Raw genomic sequence first — 21158 nt, forward strand, 5'->3', positions numbered from 1 at the left:
TCAGACATTCATGACGGTTCATTCATGTCACGCGACACATTCTACATCACGACCGCGATCTCCTACCCGAACGGCAAGCCGCATATCGGCCATGCCTACGAGCTGATCGCCACCGACGCGCTTGCTCGCTTCCAGCGGCTGGATGGCAAGGACGTCTTCTTCCTGACCGGCACCGACGAGCACGGCATCAAGATGCTGCAGACGGCGCGCAAGGATGGGATTTCGCCGCGCGAGCTCGCCGACCGCAACGCGGCCGAGTTCAAGCGCATGGCGAGCGCGCTCAACGCTTCCAACGACGATTTCATCCGCACCACCGAAGAGCGGCACTACGCGTCCTCGCAGGCGATCTGGAAGGCGATGGCCGCCAATGGCGACATCTACAAGGGCGGTTATGCCGGCTGGTATTCGGTGCGCGACGAAGCCTATTACGGTGAGGAGGAAACCGAGGTCCGGGCCGACAATATCCGCTACGGGCCGCAGGGAACGCCGGTCGAGTGGGTTGAGGAAGAGAGCTATTTCTTCCGGCTTTCGGCCTATCAGGACAAGCTTGTCGCGCTCTACGAAGGCCAGCCTGATTTCATCGGCCCGGCCGAGCGCCGCAACGAGGTGATGAGGTTCGTCAAGTCGGGCTTGAAGGACCTGTCGATCTCGCGCACCACCTTTGATTGGGGCGTGCCCGTTCCCGGTGATGAGAAGCATGTGATGTATGTGTGGGTCGACGCCTTGACCAACTACATCACCGGCGTCGGCTATCCCAATGAAAATGCTGAGAAATGGCGCTTCTGGCCTGCGGACGCGCACATCATCGGCAAGGACATCGTGCGCTTCCACGCCATTTATTGGCCCGCCTTCCTGATGTCGGCCGGAATCCCGCTGCCGAAGCGCGTCTTCGGCCACGGCTTTCTGTTCAACCGCGGCGAGAAGATGTCGAAGTCGGTCGGCAACGTCATCGATCCATTCACCATGGTCGAGCATTACGGCGTCGACCAGGTGCGCTATTTCTTCCTGCGCGAGGTGCCGTTCGGCCAGGACGGCAACTACAGCCACGAAGCGATCGTCAACCGCACCAATGCCGATCTCGCCAACGGGCTGGGCAATCTGGCGCAGCGCTCGCTGTCGATGATCGCCAAGAACTGCGGCGGCGCGGTGCCGAGGCGCGGCGAATTGGCCGAGGCCGATACGGCTATCCTCGACCAGGCGGTTGAAGCGCTTGCCGTGGCGCGCAGGGCTATGGCGGAGCAGGGCATCCATCTGGCGCTGGCGGCGATCTTCGGCGTGGTGGCCGAAGCCGATCGCTATTTCGCGTCCCAGGAGCCCTGGGCGTTGCGGAAGACAGATCCCGAGCGCATGGAAACGGTGCTGTGGACGACGGCCGAAGTCGTGCGGCGGGTGACGGTGCTTTGCCAGCCTTTCATTCCGGGATCGGCCGCGAAGCTGCTCGATCTCCTGGCCGTGCCCATGGACAAGCGCAATTTCGCGCATGTCCACGCGGAGCATGCGCTCGTACCGGGTGCAGCATTGCCGGCGCCTGAGGGCGTGTTTCCGCGTTACGTCGAGCAGGACACCAAAGCCTGATGCTTGTCGACAGCCACTGCCATCTCGACTTTCCGGACTTCGCCGAGGAGCGGGCGGCCATCGTCGCCCGCGCTCTCGCCGCCGGGGTTGGCCGCATGGTGACGATCTCGACGCGGGTGAAGCGCTTTCAACAAATCCGTGAAATCGCTGAAGCTTTCGATGAGGTCTACTGTTCGGTCGGCACTCATCCGCACCAGGCGGCGGAAGAACTCGATGTCACCGCCGACGAGTTGGTGCGGCTTTCCAGCCATCCCAAGGTGGTGGCGATCGGCGAGGCCGGGCTCGACTATTTCTACGACCGCGCGCCGCGCGATGCGCAGGCACAAGGGTTTCGCATCCACATCGCGGCAGCACGCCGGACCGGACTGCCGCTGGTCATCCACTCGCGCGACGCCGACGACGACATGGCGGCGATCCTCGAGGACGAGACAGGGAAGGGCGCCTTCCCCTTCATTCTGCACTGTTTTTCGTCCGGGCGCAGGCTGGCCGAGGTCGGCGTGGCGCTGGGCGGCTATGTCTCTTTTTCGGGTATCCTGACCTTCAAGAACTCGGCCGAGCTGCGCGCCGTCGCCGCCGACGTGCCGCGTGACCGGCTACTGGTCGAGACCGACGCGCCCTACCTTGCGCCGATCCCGTTCCGCGGCAAGCGCAACGAACCCGCCTATGTCGCGAACACGGCGAAGATGCTGGCCGAAACCATCGGCGTCAGCGAGACGGAGATCGCCGACATCACCACCGAAAACGTCTTTCGGCTGTTCACCAAGATGCCGCGTCCAGACGTGGCGACCACCTGAGACATGACCGACCGGCTGCGCCTCACCATTCTCGGCTGCGGCTCATCGCCCGGCACGCCGCGCATCACCGGCGACTGGGGCAATTGCGATCCAGGCAATCCGAGGAACCGGCGCATGCGCACGGCGGCCCTGGTCGAGCGGATAGCTGCCAATGGCGCCCGCACCACGGTGGTCATCGACACCGGACCGGATTTCCGCGAGCAGATGCTGCTCGCCTCGGTCAAGCGCATCGACGCCGTTGTCTATACCCATCCGCATGCCGACCACATCCACGGCATCGACGACCTGCGCGGCTATGTGCACGAGCAGCGGCACCGCATCGATATCCATGCCGACGAACCGACGATGGGACGGCTGCGGCAGGCGTTCGGCTATTGCTTCGAGACGCCGCCGGGCAGCTCGTATCCGCCGATCGTGAAGCCGCATCTCATCGACCATGCCAGGCCGGTCGTGGTTGAAGGCGAGGGGGGTCCCCTCGCCCTTGAGCCGCTGCCGCAGATCCATGGCGACATCATCTCGCTGGGTTTCCGTGTCGGCGGGGTCGCATATTGCCCGGATATCAGCGACTTCCCGGCAGCCACCGCGGAACGGCTGCGGAGCCTCGAGGTGCTGGTGATCGACGCGCTGCAATACAACACGCATCCGAGCCATCTGTCGCTCGGCGAGGCACTGGGCTGGATCGAGAAGCTGTCGCCGAAAAGCGCCGTGCTGACGCATATGCATGTGCCGCTCGACTACGCCGTCGTGATGGCCGAGACGCCGGAGCACGTGGTGCCTGCATATGACGGCATGGCGATCGAAATTCCTTATGAGTCAGAGCGATAGCGGCGACTGCTCAGTTGGCGTTGCAGCCTCAATTACGAGATATTTTAGGGGATGTCCGCAAGGAGGACGCCACTGCGTTCGGCGCAAAGGCTACGCGTACGCTGCCACGCGGGGCGCGCCAGAGCTCTTGCGTAGTACGCGCTCAACTGCGGGTAGGGTTCCAGAAGATCGGTCTTGCCCACTTGCCGCAAGGCGGTGGCGAGCAGAATGTCTGCAACGGTGAACGTCTCGCAGGCGATCCACTCGCGGCCTTCGAGCCTGCGCTCCAACCCGGCAAACCATCGGCACGCGTCCTCGACGAGCACCGCTCGCCGCTCGAAGGCGCCCACGCCGCCCATGCCTGCGTCGATCCCATCGATCTGAGACAGCGGCCGCTCGACGGTGGTTAGCGCGGCAAAGCACCATTGCACGACCTGGGTGCGACCGGCGAAGTCGGCGGGAATTAGCTTGCCCGCCTTCTCGGCAAGATAGAGCACAATCGCGCCTGACTCGGCAACGATGACGCCATCGTCGTCGATCACAGGGACCTGACGGAAGGTGCTGACCCGGCTGTATGCCGGACTATCAAGGTCGCCGGCGATGAAGTCGAGGGCATGAAATCGATAGGGCAACCCGATTTCCTCAAGCGCCCATTGCGCGCGAAGATCGCGGCCGTGGCCAAGCATCTCGGGATAAACGCGTCCGAAGCCATAAAGCGTGATCATGAAACCCCTCGATTCGATATATGTCGGCGTCCATGTTCAAGACGAGGAAGGGTCCCCGGTTCCGACATTCGTTTTGAATTTCAATACATCGATATCGCGAAGCTAAGTTCCATAATCTATCTTATGCGACTTGCGGACGTGACTGTGGAGACGATTCCAATTCCATCTGAATCTTTTCCTCTTCCATATGAATCCCGAAGTCTGTCACACGACGAACCGCGCCTGAACCCCAACCCGCTGAGCCGCCCAGGTGCGCAACCCCGAGCAGCCTCGACGGATCGGATCAGCCTGAGCGCCATGACGTTCGGTTCCCGAACGGCGCAGTTGCGCCAGAAGCAGTCCTTCCCGGGTTCCGGCTTGATGTCGTGGCGGGACGCTCTTGGAGCACTCGGTTCTGTGAATGCTCCACCGCCTAAAGGCGGTGGCTTCGGTTACGGCTCAAAGCCGGATCGGTCCGCCGCGGGCGGACTAGGCGCAAACTCACATTATGTTGGAGTCTCCCCCGTAGCCCCATACTCACAGTTTCTGACCTTTGTGGCGCCGCAAATCTTGGTGACTGCCGAGCTCGTATGCTTCATGAGAGCCAATCCAAAGCGGACGGCGCTTCATCCCTGCCGCCTAAAGGCGTGGGGTTCCTGATCCCCTATCGGGGCTCTAAACCAGCGCCTCGCCCCGGAACATCGGGGTGCAACTGCCGCCGACGCGCGAGTGATAGCCATCTTCGGCGCGCCACGACGTCACCTTGAGCAAGCTCGGCCGGCCCATCTCGACGCCCTGAGTGATGGTGAAGGCGGCCTTGTCGTCGCCGTCGAGCGAGAGCAGCAGTGCGCCCAGCGTGGCGCTGGCACTGCCTGTCGCCGGGTCCTCCCAGGTGCCCGCGAGCGGTGCGAACATCCGCGCTCGGACCGTATCGCCGTCACGCGCATAGAGGAACAGTGACAAGCGTCCGGCCAGTTCGCCATGCAGCCGCACGAGCTTGCGAAAAGCGGTGAGATCGGGCGTCGCTCCGGCAAGAGCTTCCGGCGCGACCTGCGTCAGCACGAACTTGACGCCGACTGAGGCGTGCACCGGCTTGTGGGCCGCTGTAACGATATCGGGGACGGAAAGCCCGGCGCAGGCGGCGATCTCGTCGACCGGTAACTCCATGCCTAGGGACAAGGCCTGCGGCGCCGCGATAACCGCCCCTGTCACGGCTCCTCCTGCATCGCGCTCCACAGCGATCTCGACGGGGCCAGCCTTCTGCTCGAAGCGCAGCACGCCGTCGCGGTCGCGGCCCTGGCGCGCCAGCACACACGCCGTGCCGACATTAGGATGGCCGGCAAAGGGCATCTCGGCCGTGCGATGGAAGATGCGCACACGGACATCATTGGCTGGATCGTCGGCGGGCAGGACGAACGTTGTCTCGCTGTAGTTCATCTCCGCCGCCAGCGCCTGCATCTGCCCGTCGGATAGCCCACGCGCATCGGTGAAGACAGCCAGCGGATTGCCACCGAAGGGGCGGTCGGTGAAGACGTCTACAGTCTCGTACGGAAAGCGGGGCACGGCAGACTCCGAAGGCGGATCAGGATCAGCCAATCTCTACCAGCGCTGCCGGCTGAAAGCCAATGCAGCGATAGAATGTGACCGATCACCTTTGGTGATCGTAGCCGGCAGCATGACCGCATAAAGCGCGCCAGCCGTACCCCTCTGTTTGCCAGCGGCACCAAAGGCGGACGGTCCCCTCAATTGCAGAACGTATCTTCTCTCAATTAGGGCACGGTGCAACTGCGACAGCCTCGACCCCTCCGTCATGCCGGGCGTGGCGGCGCGCACGCCCGGCGGCCTCACCTACAGGCAGGTGATCGACCTGATCGCGAGCCTCGGCAAGCGGGCCAGGATCGCAGGGTTCGACCTCGTCGAATTCTATCCTCCCGCCGACATTGACGGCCTGTCGGCGCTGACCGCGGCCCGGCTTCTCGTCAATGTCATCGGCACCATCGTGAGGCAGGGTTAACCCGGCTTAGCATGACGGCCCGATAAGGTTCCCTGTCGTGGCTATCCGGATGGTCGCCTCGAGAATCATGCGGGAGGTGACCTCCCTACCCTAAGGCACTTTCGACGAGCTCCAATCTGCCAGCGCCGATGGCGACGCGGTGTCCTTTCAGCATTCGCCCTATCGTTGCCAGAAAGGCAGCTTGGCGATCTCTTCTTCCACCTGCCGTCTCGTCAAACCGATATCGTCGATCAGGTGGGGATCGTCCCTCGATATGCGCTTGAGTTCCCAGCGAAAGTGCGTTTGTTCGCGCCAACTCGCGATGGTGCTTCGCAGAGCCGCGAGAGTGTAGCGCCGGGGGGACGCATCCGGCCTCGCGGCCGTGCGCGTGCACACTGCCTGATGCGGCGCCGAGGCAAAAACATCGTTCATGGCAACCTCCTGATGGTTGAGTGCCCGGAGGCCTTCGACCTGAAAGAGGTTTAATTCTGCAGGATGCGAACCGCGTCGTAATTAAGCCCGTCCAAATAGTTCTCAAAACTTCCAAATCGGCTATAGATGCGGCGCATGCAGGGATCGCGCTTTGCCTTCGGCCCGTACGTACTTGATTCAGCTGCGGGAACGCTTCTGCGGAACGATGTCCCCGTCTCCGCTGGGTATCGCGGGATAAAACTGCTTGGCGCGCTCGTCGAACGCCCTGGCGAAATCCTGACCAAGACCGAGTTGATGGATGCAGCTTGGCCAGGCACGGCTGTCGAGGAAGGCAACCTCACCGTCCAGATCGCGCAGCTCAGGAAGCTGCTTGGTCCGGCCGCGGACGGCGGTGAATGGATCGCTACCGTTCCGCGCGTCGGCTACCGCTTCACGGGAGCCATCGAACAGCTCGGCGGCGCGGTGCGAAAGCCCTTGCCGCTGCCCGACAAGCCGTCGGTAGCCGTGCTGCCCTTCGTCAATCTAAGCAACGATCCCGAGCAGGACTCCTTCGCGGATGGGCTGGCCGAAGACCTGACCACCGACCTCTCCAGGATTTCCGGCCTGTTCGTCATAGCCCGCAACTCGGCCTTTGCCTACAAGGGAAAGGCGATGGATGTGCGCGATATCGCACGGGAACTTGGCGTGCGCTACCTTCTGGAGGGAAGCGCACGGCGCGCCGCGGGGCGCGTGCGCATCAACGCCCAGCTGGTCGATGCGGTGAACGGCGAGCATTTGTGGGCGGAACGCTTCGATCGCAGCCTGGAAGATATCTTCGCCGTTCAGGACGAGGTGACGGCCAAGATCGTGGAGGCGCTGCTCGGCCGGCTGCGCACACCGCCGCCGCGTAACCGGCCGAAGAATCTCGAGGCCTACGATCTCTGCGTGCGGGCGCGCAAGCTGATCGACGACTCGCCGCAGACGGCGCGGGAAGCGCATCTGATGCTCACGCGCGCGCTTTCGCTCGATCCGGGATACGCCGAGGCCTATCGCTGGCTCGCCATGAACCACTGGATGGGATGGGTGCATTGGGGGGAACCCATCGAACCCAACCGTAGCCTTGCCTTGGAGCTGGCCCGCAAGGCTGTGGCGATCGACCCCAACGACGCCGGCTGCCGCTGGGTGCTTGCCAACCTGCTTGCCTATGAGCGTCGCTTCGACGAGGCGGATGCCGAATTCGCCAAGGCATTCGAGCTCGACCCGAACGAGGCCGACGCCTGGGCGACATTGTCGGATATTGAGGTCCTAGCCGGGCGGATCGAGGAAGGCCTCGAGCACATCCGCAAGGCGTTCCGGCTGAACCCGTTTCCACCGAGTTGGTACTATCTGACGCTCGGCGCGGCGCAATATGCGGCGCGCGACTACGAGGCCGCCGTCGAAACGCTGCGCCGGGACGAGACCTATCGAACCAGCTCACGCCGCTTCCTGGCGGCGAGCCTTGCGCAACTCGGGCGGTTGGACGAAGCCCGCGCAGAGGTCGAATTGTTCCTCGTGGCCAATCCGCATTTCACGACCAGCCACTGGGTCTGGACCGAGCCGTTTCGGGACGATGCCACGCTCGAGCATTCCGTCGATGGTTTTCGCAAGGCTGGTCTTCCGGAGTGATGCGCCCGCGTGAATGGTACGACCTACTCCTCGAAGCGGCTCGCCGCGTCCCGATCGCGCTGGTACCGCTTCGCGACCGGAAACGGCGGCAGCCATGACTCGCGACGGATAATCCAGCTTTCATAGGTCGGCTTCAGCTGATCGGGAGCATCCAGGGAGCCGAGGTGCACTTCGATTTCGTCCGCGGTGCGCGCGAAAACGGACGAGCCGCAGCGCGGACAGAAAAACCGCCCGGCGTAATCGCGTGTTTCGCCATCGATCGTCACCGCATCCTGAGGGAATATCGCCGCCGCATAAAAAAGCGCGCCATGGTGCTTGCGGCAGTCGAGACAGTGACAGATGCCGACCCGGTAAGGGCGGCCCGACGCCACAAGCCGGACGTTGCCACATAGGCAGCCGCCGGTGAATTGGTCCATGTTGCGTCTCCTCTAAAGCCGTGCGGTGGAACGTTAGCAGCGAACTCGCCGGGGCGTCCATGAAAGCTGCGACAACGCCGTCTCGCTTGCGTGACTCACAAGCCGAATTGCATAACTTATCTCATGGCTGCCGGAATCTCCGAGCGGATATCCGCTTTCGTCGAAGCTCTCCCATTGAAGCCCGGACTTCGCGTCCTGGAGATCGGTTGCGGTCCCGGCGTTGCCGCCCGTGCTGTCGCTCGCCGTGTCGGCCATGGCTTCGTTCTGGCGATCGACCGTTCGGAGAAGGCAATCCGATTGGCGCGCACGGGGTCGGCCGCTGAGATCGCCTTGGGCCACCTCGATTTCAGGCACGCGGCTATCGAAGATTTCGTATTGAGTTCCGGCGACGCCCTCTTCGATGTCGCCTTTGCCATGCGGGTCGGCGCGCTCGACGGGCGTCATCCCGAGGCTGGCCTGGCGGCACTGATGCGCGTCAAGGCTGCTTTGAAGCCAGGCGGCAGGCTCTTCATCGACGCCGGAGACCCCTTGAAGGAAATCGATTTGGATCGCCTGGCCTGAGCCCATCAAAAATAGGTATCGAGAAACGCCGCAGTCTCGCCTGAGATGGCGACGATCTTGTTCGTCGCCTGGCGGTAGAATTTGAAGTTCAGCTCGGTCTCGGGCCGACCATCCTTCCAGTCCTTGAAACGCTTCAGCTCGTCACGGCCCAATCGCCGCGCGGCCAGCGCGGTGCGGCGGATCGAAACGCTGACGCGCGGCGTCTGCCGTTCGAGGTCAAGTCTCCTGGGAACGGCCTCGGACGACGTGACGATGCCACATGCGACGAGCCCCTGCCCGCCTTCGTTCTCGCTGGCGAACACGAAGATCGCGTCGCCATCGGCGATATGCTTGCCGCCATACATGGTTTTCTGCGCGGTGAATGAAAACGTCTGCGCCTGCGGATCCTTGACCTCGGCCTTGATCGCAAAGGCCATGCCTTACGGCCCCCGGCCGATGGCGATCCGGTAGGTCAGCGTGCGCTTCGCGCCAGGCTCGATCAGCATCACGCCCGGCTTTTCGGCAAATTCGCCGTCAAAATCGACCGGGCTTGCGACGCCGTGCCATGGCTCGATGCACAGGAACGGCGCGCCGCCCGGCTTGGACCAGACGCCCAGCTCGTTGAATCCCTGCCACGACATTTCGATCGCTGGCCCGTGCTCGGCGGCATAGCGTACGCTGGCGCTGGCCGGCCGGTCCAGAATGACGGCGTCATCATCGAACAGCCGCTCGGAGAGCGTGAGCGTCTTGCCTTCGATCGGCGTGGGTTGCGGCTGTGGCAGCATGAGCCCGTCTTTCAGGCGGCGGATCGGCGCCGGCTCATTGTCGGCAAAGGTCAGCCGGTAGGCTTCCTTGGGCAGTTCCGGCAGCAGCGGCCAGTTGAAGGCCGGGTGAGCGCCGATCGAGGCCGGCAATACCTCGTCGCCTGTGTTGCCAACCTCGAAGGTCACGCCAAGCTGACGGGGTTCGAGGCTGTAACTTATCGCCAGCCGGAAAGCGAAAGGGTAATGGATGCGGCTGTCTGCATCGTCGGTCAGGACCAGGGTGCAGGAGGAAGGCCCCTGCTCCGCCCAGTCAAAACGCCTGTCGCGGGCGAAACCGTGCTGCGTCATCGGATAGTTTTGGCCGCGATGGCGCAACTGGTCGCCCTTGAGCCGGCCGACGATCGGAAACAGCACCGGAGAATGACGCCGCCAGGCGGGGCCTGCCTGCCACAACAATTCTGTGCCCTCGGCATCGCGGAGCGATACGAGTTCGGCGCCCTGCCCGACGATGGTCGCCGAAATGCCCTCGCCGTGAAGAGTGAAGCTTTCCTGTTCCATGCATCCTCGCGGCTGGCTGTGTGGACGGCAGGCTAGCAAATGGCTTTGCGCGAACTCAAGAGCGGCAGGCATGCCGCGCTTCACACGGGTTATTCTTGCCTGAATGGTCGTCTCGCATGAAAAAGTGGCCGGAGGTTTCCCTCCAGCCACGTCAAAGTGAGCAGCGTTGCCCGCTACGGTCCGGACTATTCGCGCTCGCCGGTGAAATTCAGCAGCAGCTGGAAGATGTTGATGAAGTTCAGATAGAGGGAGAAGGCGCCGAAGACGGCGAGCTTCTGCTGCGATTCCGCATCGAAATTCTCGGCATACTGCTCCTTGATCGTCTGCGTGTCCCAGGCGGTCAGGCCGATGAAGACGGCGATGCCGATCACCGAGATGGCGAACTGCAGCGCGGTCGAGCCGAGGAACAGATTGACCAGGCTGGCGATCACCACGCCGATCAGGCCCATGATCAGGAAGGACGAGAACTGCGTCAGGTCGCGCCTGGTCGTGTAGCCGTAGAGGCTGGTGGCGCCGAACATGGTGGCTGCGATGAAGAAGGTGCGCGCGATGCTGGTGCCGGTGAAGACCAGGAACACGGAAGCAAGCGACAGGCCCATGACGGCGCAGAAGGCCCAGAACATGGCCTGCGCGCTTGCCGCCGACATCGTCTGCATCTTGAACGAGAAGAGCATGACGAAGGCAAGCGGTGCCAGCATCACCACCCATTTCAGCGGGCTGGAGAAGATAGGCACATAGAGCGCCGGCGTCGAGGCCACGAAAAGGGCGACAAGGCCGGTAACGACAAGGCCGAGGCCCATATAGTTGTAAACGCGCAGCATGTGCTTGCGCAGGCCCTCGTCATAGACCGCTCCGGCCTGGGCGCCGGTGCCCATTCGGTATCCGAGATTGGGGCTGTTCATTTGGGTTCTCCTTGGTTGGATGTCTCAGTAAAGCGTCCGGGCCAGCTTTTCGGCGGCCCGGTCGAGGTCGCCGGCATCGCTTCGTCCAACGACGGCGTAAGCGACCTCGCCGATCTGGAAATAGGCGGATGAAATATCGCCAGAGGGCGCGACCGTCGGCTTCACCACGTCGAACGTGCCCGGCCTGATCGCAAACAGCGACACCAGCCCGAGGTCCTTCGTCTCGACCGCCATCTCGACGCTCGGCCCGAAGCGCGACGGATAGATCTGGACGTCGCGGATCTTCCAGTCGTCGGGCAATGACGGCATGACGATCGCGGTCGCGGCGCGGATTTCATCGGCCTTGTAGCCCGGCGCTTCCCGCTGCGACGGCATCGTCTCGCGCACCAGCGTCGTCCGGTGTGCGCTCACCGCTTCCTCGACATAGGGGGGCGGCTGCGTCGAGGCGACCACCTTGGTGACGGCGATCGGCCCGAAGATGCCGTTCGCAAGCCAGCCTGCCGCCACCAACACGGCAGCGGCCGCAGCGCGTTGCAGCACGGAAAAGACACGATCCCTGGCAAGCGCCCTCTCCAGCCGACGCGCCGCCACGGCCGTTGCCGGGCGCGCCATGCCGCCTGGCCCGGCCAGCGCCACGCGCAGTTCGTCGCGCGTTCTGAGATCGGACATCACGCGCGCCGCCACTTCCGGGCGCGTGGAAAGAAAGGCTTCGACCTCGATGCGGCGGGCGACGTCGAGCTGATCGTCGACATAGGCATCGATATCCGCGTCAGTCACGGGATCGACGATAGCGGTCATGATTCACCTCTCACGATCCTCAAGCGATTTTTGCCGCGCGCGGGAGCGCCATCCTCCATCCCGCGCAGCGCCGCACGCGCACGGCCGATGCGGGACATCAGGGTTCCAAGCGGCACGCCACTGACCTCGGCGGCCTCGGCATAGCTCAGGCCTTCGATTGCGACGAGATGCAGGGCGGAACGCTGTTCTTCCGGCAGCGCCAGGAAGGCCTCGCGCACCTGCGCCAAGCGCACCGAATGGTCCTGGGATGCCCGTACGCTCTGATCGGCGAGATGGCCGGCCTGTTCGATGCGCGCCGCTTCCGACCGGCGCGAGCGCATGCGGTCGATGAAGATGTTGTGCACGATCGCGAGCAGCCAGGCGCGCGGGTTGCCGCCGGTGCGAAAGGTTGCGCGGCGCTCATAAGCGCGCACCAGCGCGTCGTGGACCAGATCCTCGGCATCGGCGTTGTCGCGCGTCAGCGAGCGCGCGTAGCGCCGCAGTGACCCTAGCTGCCCGACGATATCGAAGCGTGCCATCGACCGTTTCATGCCCTGTTTACGGAACAGGGCAAGGTTTTAATCCCGACGACAGGCAGTTTTCTGCGGGGGCAAGCCCTCGCTCTTTGCAGCCGGTGCCAGCTGCGGGAAGGAAAGCGCTGGCGAAGCGTGGCCGATTTGCGTATCACTCCGCCGCCATTGGAGCCTGATCGATGTTCGAAACCCTGCAGCCCGCGCCCGCCGACAAGATCCTCGCCCTGATCGGCCTCTACCGCGCCGATACGCGCCCAAGCAAGGTCGACCTTGGCGTCGGCGTCTATAAAGACCGCGACGGCAGGACGCCGGTGATGCGCGCTGTGCGCGAGGCGGAGAAGCGGCTGCTCGCGAGCCAGGACACCAAGACCTATCTAGGCCTTGCCGGCGATACCGACTTCAACGCCGCGATGATCAAGCTTGCCTTCGGCGACAAGGCCGATCTTTCGCGTATCCGCGCTGCACAAGCGCCGGGCGGATCGGGCGCGCTCCGGCTGGTGGCCGAGCTTCTGCAGCGCACACGCCCCGGCGCGACAGTCTGGCTGTCCGACCCGACCTGGCCGAATCATCTGCCGGTGATGCGCGCAGCCGGCCTGCAGGTGCGCGACTATCCCTATTTTGACGCCGCTTCCGGCGCCGTCCGCTTCGACGACATGCTGGCAGCGCTCAAGACCGCCAACAGGGGCGATGTCGTGCTGCTGCATGGCTGCTGCCACAACCCGACCGGCGCCAATCTCGATATTGCGCAATGGGCGAAGGTGGCCGACGTCCTGGTGGAGCGCGGCCTGCTGCCCTTCGTCGACATCGCCTATCAGGGCTTTGGCGAAGGCCTCGACGCCGATGCCGCCGGACTGCGGCTGCTCGCCGAAAAGGTGCCGGAGATGGTTGTCGCCTCGAGTTGCTCGAAGAATTTTGCCGTCTATCGCGACCGCGTCGGTGCCGCGATGATCATGACCAAGGACGGCGCGCAGGCGGATGTGGCGATGAGCCAGATGCTGGCCGCGGCGCGCGCCCTCTATTCGATGCCACCGGACCATGGCGCGGCGGCGGTTCGCATGGTGTTGGAAGACGCAAGCCTGAAGAAAGACTGGGAGTCGGAGCTCGAAGAGATGCGGCTGCGCATGCTCAGGCTGCGCGTCGCCTTCGCCGAGGCGTTGCGCCGGCAGTCCAACTCCGACCGCTTCGATTTCGTCGCCAGCCATCGCGGCATGTTTTCGAGGCTTGGGCTGACGGAGGCACAGGTCGAGCGCCTGCGCACCGAGCACGCCGTCTATATGGTGGGCGACAGCCGCATCAACGTGGCCGGACTGCCGGAGGACGGCATGGACGAACTCGCCAAGGCGATCGTCTCCGTGCTCGACTGAAGGTGCAACTGTGGACAATAGGCTTTTGCCTGGCGGCGGGATTGGTCGCCCGCCGCTACGCGCGTTAGGGTTTGTTGCATGAAACCCTCGAAAGACATTTCCCGGCTGATCGAGATCATGGCGGCGCTCAGGGCGCCGAAGACCGGCTGCCCGTGGGACATCGAGCAGAATTTTTCCACCATCGCGCCCTACACGATCGAGGAAGCTTACGAGGTCGCCGACGCTATCGCGCGCGGCGATCTCGACGATCTGCGCGAGGAACTGGGCGACCTTCTGCTGCAGGTCGTCTACCACGCGCAGATGGCCGAAGAGGCTGGCGAGTTCGCTTTCGGCGACGTCGTCAAAGCGATCACCACCAAGATGATCCGCCGCCATCCACATGTCTTCGGCGACGAAAAGGCGCGCAGCGCCGGCATGGCCAAGGGCATGTGGGAGAAGATCAAGGCGGCGGAGAAGGCCGACAAGCGCAACGCCCGCATCGCGCGCGGCCTCGATCCGGAAGATCACGGCAAGGGTTTTCTCGACAGCGTTCCGGTTGCCCTCCCTGCCCTGACCCGCGGGCTCAAGCTGCAGGAGAAGGCGGCCCGCGTCGGTTTCGACTGGAGCGAGGCAGCACCCATCCTCGACAAAATAGAGGAAGAGATCGGCGAGCTGCGCGAGGCGCTGGCCACGGGTGACGCGGCACCCATCAAGGACGAATTCGGCGACATGCTGTTTGCCGTCGTCAATCTCGGCCGCCACCTCAAGCTCGATGCGGAAGCCGCGCTGAGCGGGACCAACGAAAAATTCCGCTCGCGATTCCATTATGTCGAACGGGCATTGGAGGCTTCCGGCAGTTCTTTGGAAAAGGCGACGCTGGACGAGATGGAAGCGCTCTGGCAGCAGGCCAAAAGCGCAAAATAACCCGTGACTTAGCCGTGATTCCTGCGGTGCAGCCGGCTCTGGATCTCTTGCCGGGTGCTGTGTGTCGCCGTCAACGAGAGGGTGACGCTGCCATCCTCATTGTCGGCCCGCGAGACGACGTCGCCGTTGCGATAGAGCCAGTCGACCTGGCCGAGCTGGGCCGGGCTCAGCGTGACAGTCATGGTTTCCAACTCGCCCGACACCCGGGTCTCGATAAGCGCCTTCAGCGCATCGATCCCCTCGCCGGTCGCCGCCGATATCGCGACCGGCGGCGCCTTGCCGCCGGCGCTCTCGGCAAGCAGGCGCTCGCGATTGCCTTCGTCGAGCAGGTCGATCTTGTTCCACACTTCGATCACGCGGCCGGTGTCGGCGGCATCGACGCCGAGATCGCCAAGGATGCGCTCGACATCTTCCGCCTGCGCCGCCGTGTCCGGATCGGAAATGTCGCGCAGGTGCAGCACGAGATCGGCCTCGACGACCTCTTCCAGCGTCGCCCGGAAGGCCGCAACGAGATGCGTCGGCAGGTCCGAGATGAAACCGACCGTGTCGGACAGGATGATCGGCGTGCCATGCGGCAGCCGGACGCGGCGCAGCGTCGGGTCGAGCGTGGCGAACAGCATGTCCTCGGCCAATACCCCTGCCCCGGTCATACGGTTGAATAGCGTCGATTTTCCGGCATTGGTGTAGCCGACAATTGCTACAACCGGGAATGGCACCTTCTTGCGCTTGGCCCGGTGCAGGTCGCGTGTGCGGCGAACCGTTTCCAGCTCGTGCTTCAGCTTAGTGATCTTGTCCTGCAGGATGCGCCGGTCCGATTCGATCTGCGTTTCGCCGGGACCGCCGAGAAAACCGGCACCGCCGCGCTGCCGTTCGAGGTGGGTCCAACTGCGCACCAGCCGGCCCTTCTGGTAGTTGAGATGCGCCAGCTCGACCTGAAGGGTACCTTCCTTGGTCCTGGCGCGCTCGCCGAAGATTTCGAGAATCAGCCCAGTGCGGTCGAGCACCTTGGCGTTCAGTTCTTTTTCCAGATTGCGTTGCTGCACCGGCGTCAGCGGATGGTCGACGATGACAAGTTCCGCCTTGCGCTCCTTCACGATGTCGGCGAACTCCGCCACCTTGCCGCTGCCGAGCAGCGTTGCCGGGCGCGGGTCAGTGACCGTGACCACAGCCGTGTGGACCGGATTGAGATCGATGGCGCTGGCAAGGCCGACCGCCTCGTCGTGGCGGGCATCGGCCGAGCGGCTCAAGCGCGGGCGGCTCGAATCATCGTCGCCGCGCGGCTGACGCGTAAGCACCGGCACAATGACAACCGCCCGGGTCGGATCCTTGGCTTCCGGCCCGAGCTGATGTCCTTGTTTTCCGCGAACGCTGCGGTCCGCGTCCTTCTCACGTACCAATCAGGCGCCCTGGCTTTCCTCGCCATCGAACATCTGAACCGGCTGGCTCGGCATGATCGTGGAAATGGCGTGCTTGTAGACGAGCTGGGAATGCCCGTCGCGCCGCAACAACACACAGAAATTGTCGAACGAAGTGACGACGCCGGTCAGCTTCACGCCGTTGATGAGGAAGATGGTAAGTGGATTTTTGCTCTTGCGAACTGAATTCAGGAACAGGTCCTGAAGGTTTTGCGATCGTTCCGCCATTGTTTTTGTCTTTCGCCGATCCCCTTCGGTCTGCGGGCCAATGCGCCAAATTACGCGGCACCTGTCAAGCGCGCAAACCCCCTCTTGCCGTCTAAACGACAAGCAGAACGAGATAGTTGAGGTTCATTCCACCTTTGCGGTTATCAGGCTGGACTTTTTTCCGCAATGTCAAAAAATGCCTGCCGCAACGAAAGTGTCATGGAGCCGGGGTGGCCGTTTGCGATCGGCGCGCCGTCGATCTCGACCACCGGCATGGCGATCGTCGTCGCGGAGCTGATGAAAGCCTCGCGCGCGGCCTTGGCTTCGGCGACCGAAAACCCGCGTTCCTCGATCTTCAGACCGAGCTTGGCGGCGACATCGAACAGTGTCGTGCGGGTGATGCCGCGCAGAATGCCGTGCTCGGCTGGCCGCGTCACCAGAACGCCGTCCCTGGTGATGATCCAGGCGTTGGACGAACCACCTTCCTTGACTGTGCCATCAATGTCGACGAACCAGGCCTCCTGGGCGCCGGCTTCCTTGGCCTTCTGCTTGGCCAGCACATTGGGCAAAAGGCCGGTGCTCTTGATGTCGACGCGGTCCCAGCGATTCTCAGGCACGGTGACGACCTTGATGCCGGTCTCGACCCGCTTGGCAGCGGCAGCGGGATCGGCTTTCCGGGCGGTTATCACCAGGGCTGACCTGGTGCCGGCTGCCGGGAAGACGAATTCGCGACTGGCGACGCCGCGCGTCACCTGGACATAGACGAGGCCGTTGACGACATGGTTGCGGCGAACCACCTCGCGCAGCAGCATCGGCAGGACGCCTTCCGAGACCGGCCAGGCAATCGACAACTCCTTCAACGAGCGCTTGAGCCGGGCAAGATGGCGCGGCATGTCGACGATAAAGCCGCGCGCCACCTCGCATACCTCATAGACGCCGTCGGCGAACTGGTAGCCCCGATCCTCGATATGAACACGGGCTTGGGCATGGGCGACGTAACGCCCGTTGACATAGGCAATGCGCGGCATGGAACACCTCAGGGGAAATGTCCGGCTTTCTTAGGCGATTCCGCCGCTGCCGTAATGAACAATCGGGTGGGCCAATAGTCGCTACACCCCCAGCGACTTCAGCTTGCGGTGCAAGGCCGAGCGCTCCATGCCGATGAACTCAGCCGTCTTCGAGATGTTGCCACCGAAGCGGTTGATCTGGGCGATCAGATAGTCCTTCTCGAACTGTTCGCGCGCCTCGCGCAGCGGAAGCGCCATGATGTGCTGGTCCGACTGGTTGGGCGTGCGCGGCATGACGTCGCCGATCTCGGACGGCAGAAGGTCGGCGGTGATCGGCGCATCTGCGTCGCCGCCGCGCGCCAGGATCATCAGCCGCTCGACATTGTTGCGGAGCTGGCGGACATTGCCGGGCCAGTTATGCGCCTGCAGCACGGCTAAAGCGTCATCGCCGATGCGGCGCGGCTTGATGCCGGCCTGACGCGCGATCTGCTTCATGAAATTGTCGACAAGATAGGGGATATCCTCGCGCCGCTCGGCAAGGCCCGGCACCGTCACCGGAACCACCGCCAGGCGATGATAGAGGTCTTCGCGGAAGCGGCCGTCGGCGATCATCGCCTCCAGGTTCTGCGCCGTCGAGGAGATGATGCGGACATCGACCTTGACCCGCTTGGTGCCTCCTACCCGCTCGAACTGCTGCTCGACCAGGACGCGCAGGATCTTGTTCTGCGTCTCGCGCGGCATGTCGGCGACTTCATCGATGTAGAGGATGCCGCGATGCGCCTCTTCCAGCGCGCCGACCTTCCGCTCGGTACCGTTCGATTCGGTGCCGAACAGCTCGATCTCCATGCGCTCGGGCGTGATGGTCGCAGCGCTCAGCGTCACGAACGGTCCTGCCTTGCGCGCCGACAGCGTGTGGATGGCGCGCGCCGTCAGCTCCTTGCCGGAGCCGGACGGGCCGATGATCATGACGCGGCTGTTGGTCGGCGCGACGCGCTCGATGGTCTGCCGCAGCTGGCTCATCGCCGACGACATGCCGATCAGGTCGAAGGTCTCGCCGCTGCGCAGCTTGAGGTCGGAGACCTCGCGCCGCAGTTTGGACGTCTCCAGCGCGCGTTCGGCGATCAGGATGAGGCGATCGGCCTTGAACGGCTTCTCGATGAAATCATAGGCGCCGCGCCGGATGGCTGAAACCGCCGTTTCGATGTTGCCATGGCCGGAGATCATCACCACCGGCATGTTCGGATGCATCGTCTTGATCTCGTCGAGCAGCGCCAGGCCGTCGAGGCGCGAACCCTGCAGCCAGATATCGAGGAAAATCAGCCGCGGCGCGCGATCGGCGATCGCCGCCAGCGCGCTGTCGGCATCGTGTGCCGTACGGGTTTCATGACCTTCGTCGCTCAGGATACCGGCGACGAGTTCGCGGATGTCTTCCTCGTCATCGACGATGAGAATGTCAGACGCCATTACCGACCTTTTCAGTTTCTCGTTCGTGTTCGTTGCGGCCTTCGCCGCGTGGCGGCGCGGCTACGACCGCCGCCGGCGGCAGGATGATCGATATCATCGCGCCCCGGCCACCGTGGAAATCCGGCGGCGCGTCGTGCAATTCGAGCCGGCCGCCATGGTCCTCCACGATCTTCTTGACGATAGCGAGGCCGAGGCCAGTGCCTTTTTCGCGCGTCGTCATGTAGGGCTCGAGCAGCCTCTGCCGATTCTCGCGCGGCAGCCCTTTGCCGTTGTCGATAACGTCGATTCTTATGGCGCCATCTTGGCGCCCGGCTTGAATCCGGATTGTGCCGTCGGAACGGTCTTTCGCATCAAGTCCGTCAATGGCCTCGGCGGCGTTCTTGATGACGTTGCCGAAGGCCTGCGCCATCAGGCGGCTGTCGAACGTGCCCTTGAGCTGCTCGTTGCCGAAATCGCGCTGGAAGGCAATGTCGGAGCGGCTGACTTCCACGAGGAACGATGCCTCGCGCAGCGACTCGCGCAGATCAATGACTTTCATCTCGGGCTTCGGCATGCGGGCGAAGGCCGAGAATTCGTCGACCATGCGGCCGATATCCTCGACCTGGCGGATGATGGTGTCGGTGCACTGATCGAAGACCTCGCGGTCTTCGGTGATGACCTTGCCGTAGCGGCGCCTAATGCGCTCGGCCGAAAGCTGGATCGGCGTCAGCGGATTCTTGATCTCATGGGCGATGCGCCGCGCCACGTCCGCCCAGGCCGAAGAGCGCTGCGCCTGGACGAGATCGGTGATGTCGTCGACGGTAACGACATAGGATTTTTCATCCGCTGCTTCGTCTTCTGCCTCGACGGTGATCTGGACATTGAAGGTCCGTTCCATGCCGGCGCGGAAAAAGGTGACCTGCTCGCGATAGACCGGCTTGCCGGACTGGCGGCCGATCTCGAAGACGCGGCCGACATGGGGCAGGATGGCCGAGAGATTCTGTCCGAGCGCAGCACTTGCCGAGATCGCGAGCATCGTTTCGGCCGAGCGATTGACGATGGTGATGATGCCATAGGGGTCGACGCCGATGACACCGGCGGTGACGCCAGCCAGAACCGCTTCCGAGAAGCGCCGTCGCTCATCGATCAGATCCTTGGCCGAGAGAAGCTCGTTGCGCTGCGACTTGAGCTCGAGGATCATGTTGTTGAAGGTTTCGCCAAGCGAGGCGACGTCGCCGTCGGACTGACGCACGGCAACGGCGACATCGAGATTGCCGGTCGCCACCTCGTCGGCCGCGCCGATCAGCTGGCGGATCGGCCGCACCAACCGGTCGGCGACCGCAATGCCGGTCCAGATCGCCGACAGGATGATGATCAGCGTCAGCGACAGGTACGGCAGCGCGAAGGCTACCTGGGAGGTGCGGCGGTTGTCTTCGAGATTGCGGTATTCGTCAGTATTGGATTTGACGATCTGGCGCGCCCTGATTACCTCGGGGTCGACCAGCCGGATCGTATAGAGGTAAAGGCCCTCGATCTCGCGCAGCTTGACGATGGCGCCCATGATGTTGCGGGTGCGCGGCTCGATGAGCACCGGTTTGCCGTCGGCGGCCGTTTCGACAGCGCCCGACGGCGGTTCGGGCATGGCGAAGTCGGCGTCGGTCTTGGCGCTCATGACGAAAGAGCCGTCGGGCTTGATCAGCGCCGCATGCGCCAGCCCGCGGCCGACGGCTTCCTTGTTCATGAGGTCGAGGAACCCGGTGCGGTCGAGCCCGTAGAGCGTGCGCGAGGCGTCGAGATCATAGGCCATCGACAGGGTCGTGCCCTGCAGGTTGCGCGCGTTTTCCTGGACATAGGCATCCGCGATCGACAGCGACGAATTGACGATGGTCTTGGTGCGGATCTCGAACCAGCGGTCGAGGCCGATATCGAGGGTGATCGAGGCGATGATCGCCACCATGATCGCCGGGATGGCGGCGACCAGCGCGAACATGGCGACGATGCGCACATGCAGCCGCGAGGCAGCCCTGCCGTGCCGGCGGGCCATGACGATGCGACGCACCTCGCGGGCGACCAGCGCGATCAGGAACAGGACGAAGACCGCGTTGAGCGCGATCAGCGCCCAGGTCGTATTGGCGTTCGGAGCGATCGGCGTCGCGCCGACCAGGATCGCAAACGAGATCGCAGCCGTGATCATGGCGCCCACGATCGCGACCACGCCGGGCAGCGCCAGCAACCGGCGACCGTCGCGAACGCCGGCCCGGCTGAAAAGCGGTTGGTTCAGTGTTGGAGCCTCAGCAGCCATATCGCCGTCTAGAGTCGGTCATAGCGTCGGATGTATGCAACGCATTGTGGCGATTATGCAACAAGTGTGGCTGGGACGGAA

At 63.6% G+C, this 21158-nt stretch carries 21 protein-coding genes and 1 pseudogene; 8 read left to right on the forward strand and 14 right to left on the reverse strand.

The features are described from left to right. Nucleotides 1-24: 24 nt before the first annotated feature. The 3 genes from metG to ABID26_RS10325 are packed head-to-tail and all read left to right on the forward strand — an operon-like array spanning nt 25 to nt 3194. Nucleotides 25-1575, forward strand: coding sequence for a methionine--tRNA ligase (gene metG / locus ABID26_RS10315; RefSeq protein WP_292344176.1), 1551 nt, complete (start codon nt 25-27; stop codon nt 1573-1575). Then, nucleotides 1575-2369 carry a TatD family hydrolase gene (locus ABID26_RS10320; protein WP_292344175.1) on the forward strand — a complete coding sequence of 265 codons (795 nt, stop codon included), beginning with the start codon at nt 1575-1577 and terminating at the stop codon, nt 2367-2369. Before metG ends, ABID26_RS10320 begins: the two co-directional genes overlap by 1 nt. A 3-nt stretch (nt 2370-2372) precedes the next feature. Beyond that, nucleotides 2373-3194, forward strand: a complete 822-nt coding sequence (locus ABID26_RS10325) for an MBL fold metallo-hydrolase (protein ID WP_292344174.1) — start codon at nt 2373-2375, stop codon at nt 3192-3194. Between the two features lie 44 nt (nt 3195-3238). Here ABID26_RS10325 and ABID26_RS10330 read toward each other — a convergent pair whose 3' ends face one another. Both ABID26_RS10330 and ABID26_RS10335 read right to left on the reverse strand, forming a co-directional pair. Continuing rightward, a complete protein-coding gene (locus ABID26_RS10330) occupies nt 3239-3898 on the reverse strand; it encodes a glutathione S-transferase family protein (RefSeq protein ID WP_126100311.1) in 660 nt (219 codons plus the stop codon). A gap of 654 nt (nt 3899-4552) precedes the next feature. Next, nucleotides 4553-5440, reverse strand: a complete 888-nt coding sequence (locus tag ABID26_RS10335) for a PhzF family phenazine biosynthesis protein (protein WP_126100310.1) — start codon at nt 5438-5440, stop codon at nt 4553-4555. A gap of 220 nt (nt 5441-5660) precedes the next feature. Between ABID26_RS10335 and ABID26_RS10340 the strand changes: the two are divergent. Next, nucleotides 5661-5891, forward strand: a pseudogene (locus ABID26_RS10340) (arginase family protein); the annotation flags it as partial. 159 nt (nt 5892-6050) lie between these two features. On the opposite strand, the gene ABID26_RS10345 reads toward ABID26_RS10340, so the two are convergent. Next, a complete protein-coding gene (locus ABID26_RS10345) occupies nt 6051-6302 on the reverse strand; it encodes a DUF1127 domain-containing protein (protein WP_126100309.1) in 252 nt (83 codons plus the stop codon). 126 nt (nt 6303-6428) lie between these two features. On the opposite strand from ABID26_RS10345, the gene ABID26_RS10350 reads away from it, so the two are divergent. Further along, the gene (locus ABID26_RS10350) at nt 6429-7946 is read left to right on the forward strand and encodes a winged helix-turn-helix domain-containing tetratricopeptide repeat protein (protein ID WP_292302788.1); all 1518 of its coding nucleotides are present in this window, start codon (nt 6429-6431) and stop codon (nt 7944-7946) included. Between the two features lie 23 nt (nt 7947-7969). Here ABID26_RS10350 and ABID26_RS10355 read toward each other — a convergent pair whose 3' ends face one another. Next, nucleotides 7970-8362, reverse strand: a complete 393-nt coding sequence (locus tag ABID26_RS10355) for a GFA family protein (RefSeq protein ID WP_292302787.1) — start codon at nt 8360-8362, stop codon at nt 7970-7972. 123 nt (nt 8363-8485) lie between these two features. On the opposite strand from ABID26_RS10355, the gene ABID26_RS10360 reads away from it, so the two are divergent. Continuing rightward, nucleotides 8486-8923 carry a class I SAM-dependent methyltransferase gene (locus ABID26_RS10360; RefSeq protein WP_292302786.1) on the forward strand — a complete coding sequence of 146 codons (438 nt, stop codon included), beginning with the start codon at nt 8486-8488 and terminating at the stop codon, nt 8921-8923. A gap of 5 nt (nt 8924-8928) precedes the next feature. On the opposite strand, the gene ABID26_RS10365 is transcribed toward ABID26_RS10360, so the two are convergent. The 5 genes from ABID26_RS10365 to ABID26_RS10385 all read right to left on the reverse strand — a co-directional run bounded on the left by ABID26_RS10365 (nt 8929) and on the right by ABID26_RS10385 (nt 12442). After that, nucleotides 8929-9339, reverse strand: coding sequence for a hypothetical protein (locus ABID26_RS10365; protein ID WP_292344172.1), 411 nt, complete (start codon nt 9337-9339; stop codon nt 8929-8931). Nucleotides 9340-9342: 3 nt separating this feature from the next. Beyond that, nucleotides 9343-10224 (reverse strand): aldose 1-epimerase family protein, encoded by an 882-nt coding sequence (locus tag ABID26_RS10370; RefSeq protein ID WP_292302784.1) that lies wholly within the window; start codon nt 10222-10224, stop codon nt 9343-9345. 185 nt (nt 10225-10409) lie between these two features. Next, nucleotides 10410-11126, reverse strand: coding sequence for a Bax inhibitor-1/YccA family protein (locus ABID26_RS10375; RefSeq protein ID WP_292302783.1), 717 nt, complete (start codon nt 11124-11126; stop codon nt 10410-10412). 24 nt (nt 11127-11150) lie between these two features. Next, nucleotides 11151-11924 (reverse strand): anti-sigma factor family protein, encoded by a 774-nt coding sequence (locus ABID26_RS10380; RefSeq protein ID WP_292344171.1) that lies wholly within the window; start codon nt 11922-11924, stop codon nt 11151-11153. Next, nucleotides 11921-12442, reverse strand: coding sequence for a sigma-70 family RNA polymerase sigma factor (locus ABID26_RS10385; RefSeq protein WP_292302781.1), 522 nt, complete (start codon nt 12440-12442; stop codon nt 11921-11923). The genes ABID26_RS10380 and ABID26_RS10385 overlap by 4 nt, the downstream gene beginning before the upstream one ends. Nucleotides 12443-12615: 173 nt before the next feature. Here ABID26_RS10385 and ABID26_RS10390 point away from each other — a divergent pair, with 173 nt between their 5' ends. Next, complete coding sequence (locus ABID26_RS10390) at nt 12616-13800, forward strand: amino acid aminotransferase (protein WP_292302780.1); 1185 nt, start codon at nt 12616-12618, stop codon at nt 13798-13800. Between the two features lie 78 nt (nt 13801-13878). After that, nucleotides 13879-14703, forward strand: coding sequence for a nucleoside triphosphate pyrophosphohydrolase (gene mazG, locus ABID26_RS10395; protein ID WP_292302779.1), 825 nt, complete (start codon nt 13879-13881; stop codon nt 14701-14703). Between the two features lie 8 nt (nt 14704-14711). On the opposite strand, the gene hflX is transcribed toward mazG, so the two are convergent. The 5 genes from hflX to ABID26_RS10420 all read right to left on the reverse strand — a co-directional run bounded on the left by hflX (nt 14712) and on the right by ABID26_RS10420 (nt 21077). Continuing rightward, nucleotides 14712-16100 (reverse strand): GTPase HflX, encoded by a 1389-nt coding sequence (gene hflX, locus ABID26_RS10400; protein ID WP_126100300.1) that lies wholly within the window; start codon nt 16098-16100, stop codon nt 14712-14714. Further along, the gene (gene hfq, locus ABID26_RS10405) at nt 16101-16346 is read right to left on the reverse strand and encodes an RNA chaperone Hfq (protein ID WP_006202172.1); all 246 of its coding nucleotides are present in this window, start codon (nt 16344-16346) and stop codon (nt 16101-16103) included. Nucleotides 16347-16489: 143 nt separating this feature from the next. Then, a complete protein-coding gene (locus ABID26_RS10410) occupies nt 16490-17353 on the reverse strand; it encodes a D-amino-acid transaminase (protein WP_292302778.1) in 864 nt (287 codons plus the stop codon). Between the two features lie 81 nt (nt 17354-17434). Continuing rightward, nucleotides 17435-18796 carry a nitrogen assimilation response regulator NtrX gene (gene ntrX, locus ABID26_RS10415; protein ID WP_292302777.1) on the reverse strand — a complete coding sequence of 454 codons (1362 nt, stop codon included), beginning with the start codon at nt 18794-18796 and terminating at the stop codon, nt 17435-17437. Continuing rightward, on the reverse strand, nt 18786-21077 hold the full coding sequence (locus ABID26_RS10420) for a sensor histidine kinase NtrY-like (RefSeq protein ID WP_292302776.1): 2292 nt from the start codon (nt 21075-21077) through the stop codon (nt 18786-18788). Before ABID26_RS10420 ends, ntrX begins: the two co-directional genes overlap by 11 nt. Between the last annotated feature and the right edge of the window lie 81 nt (nt 21078-21158).

This window comes from Mesorhizobium shonense (genome assembly GCF_040545255.1).
In the GTDB taxonomy this organism is placed as follows: domain Bacteria; phylum Pseudomonadota; class Alphaproteobacteria; order Rhizobiales; family Rhizobiaceae; genus Mesorhizobium; species Mesorhizobium shonense.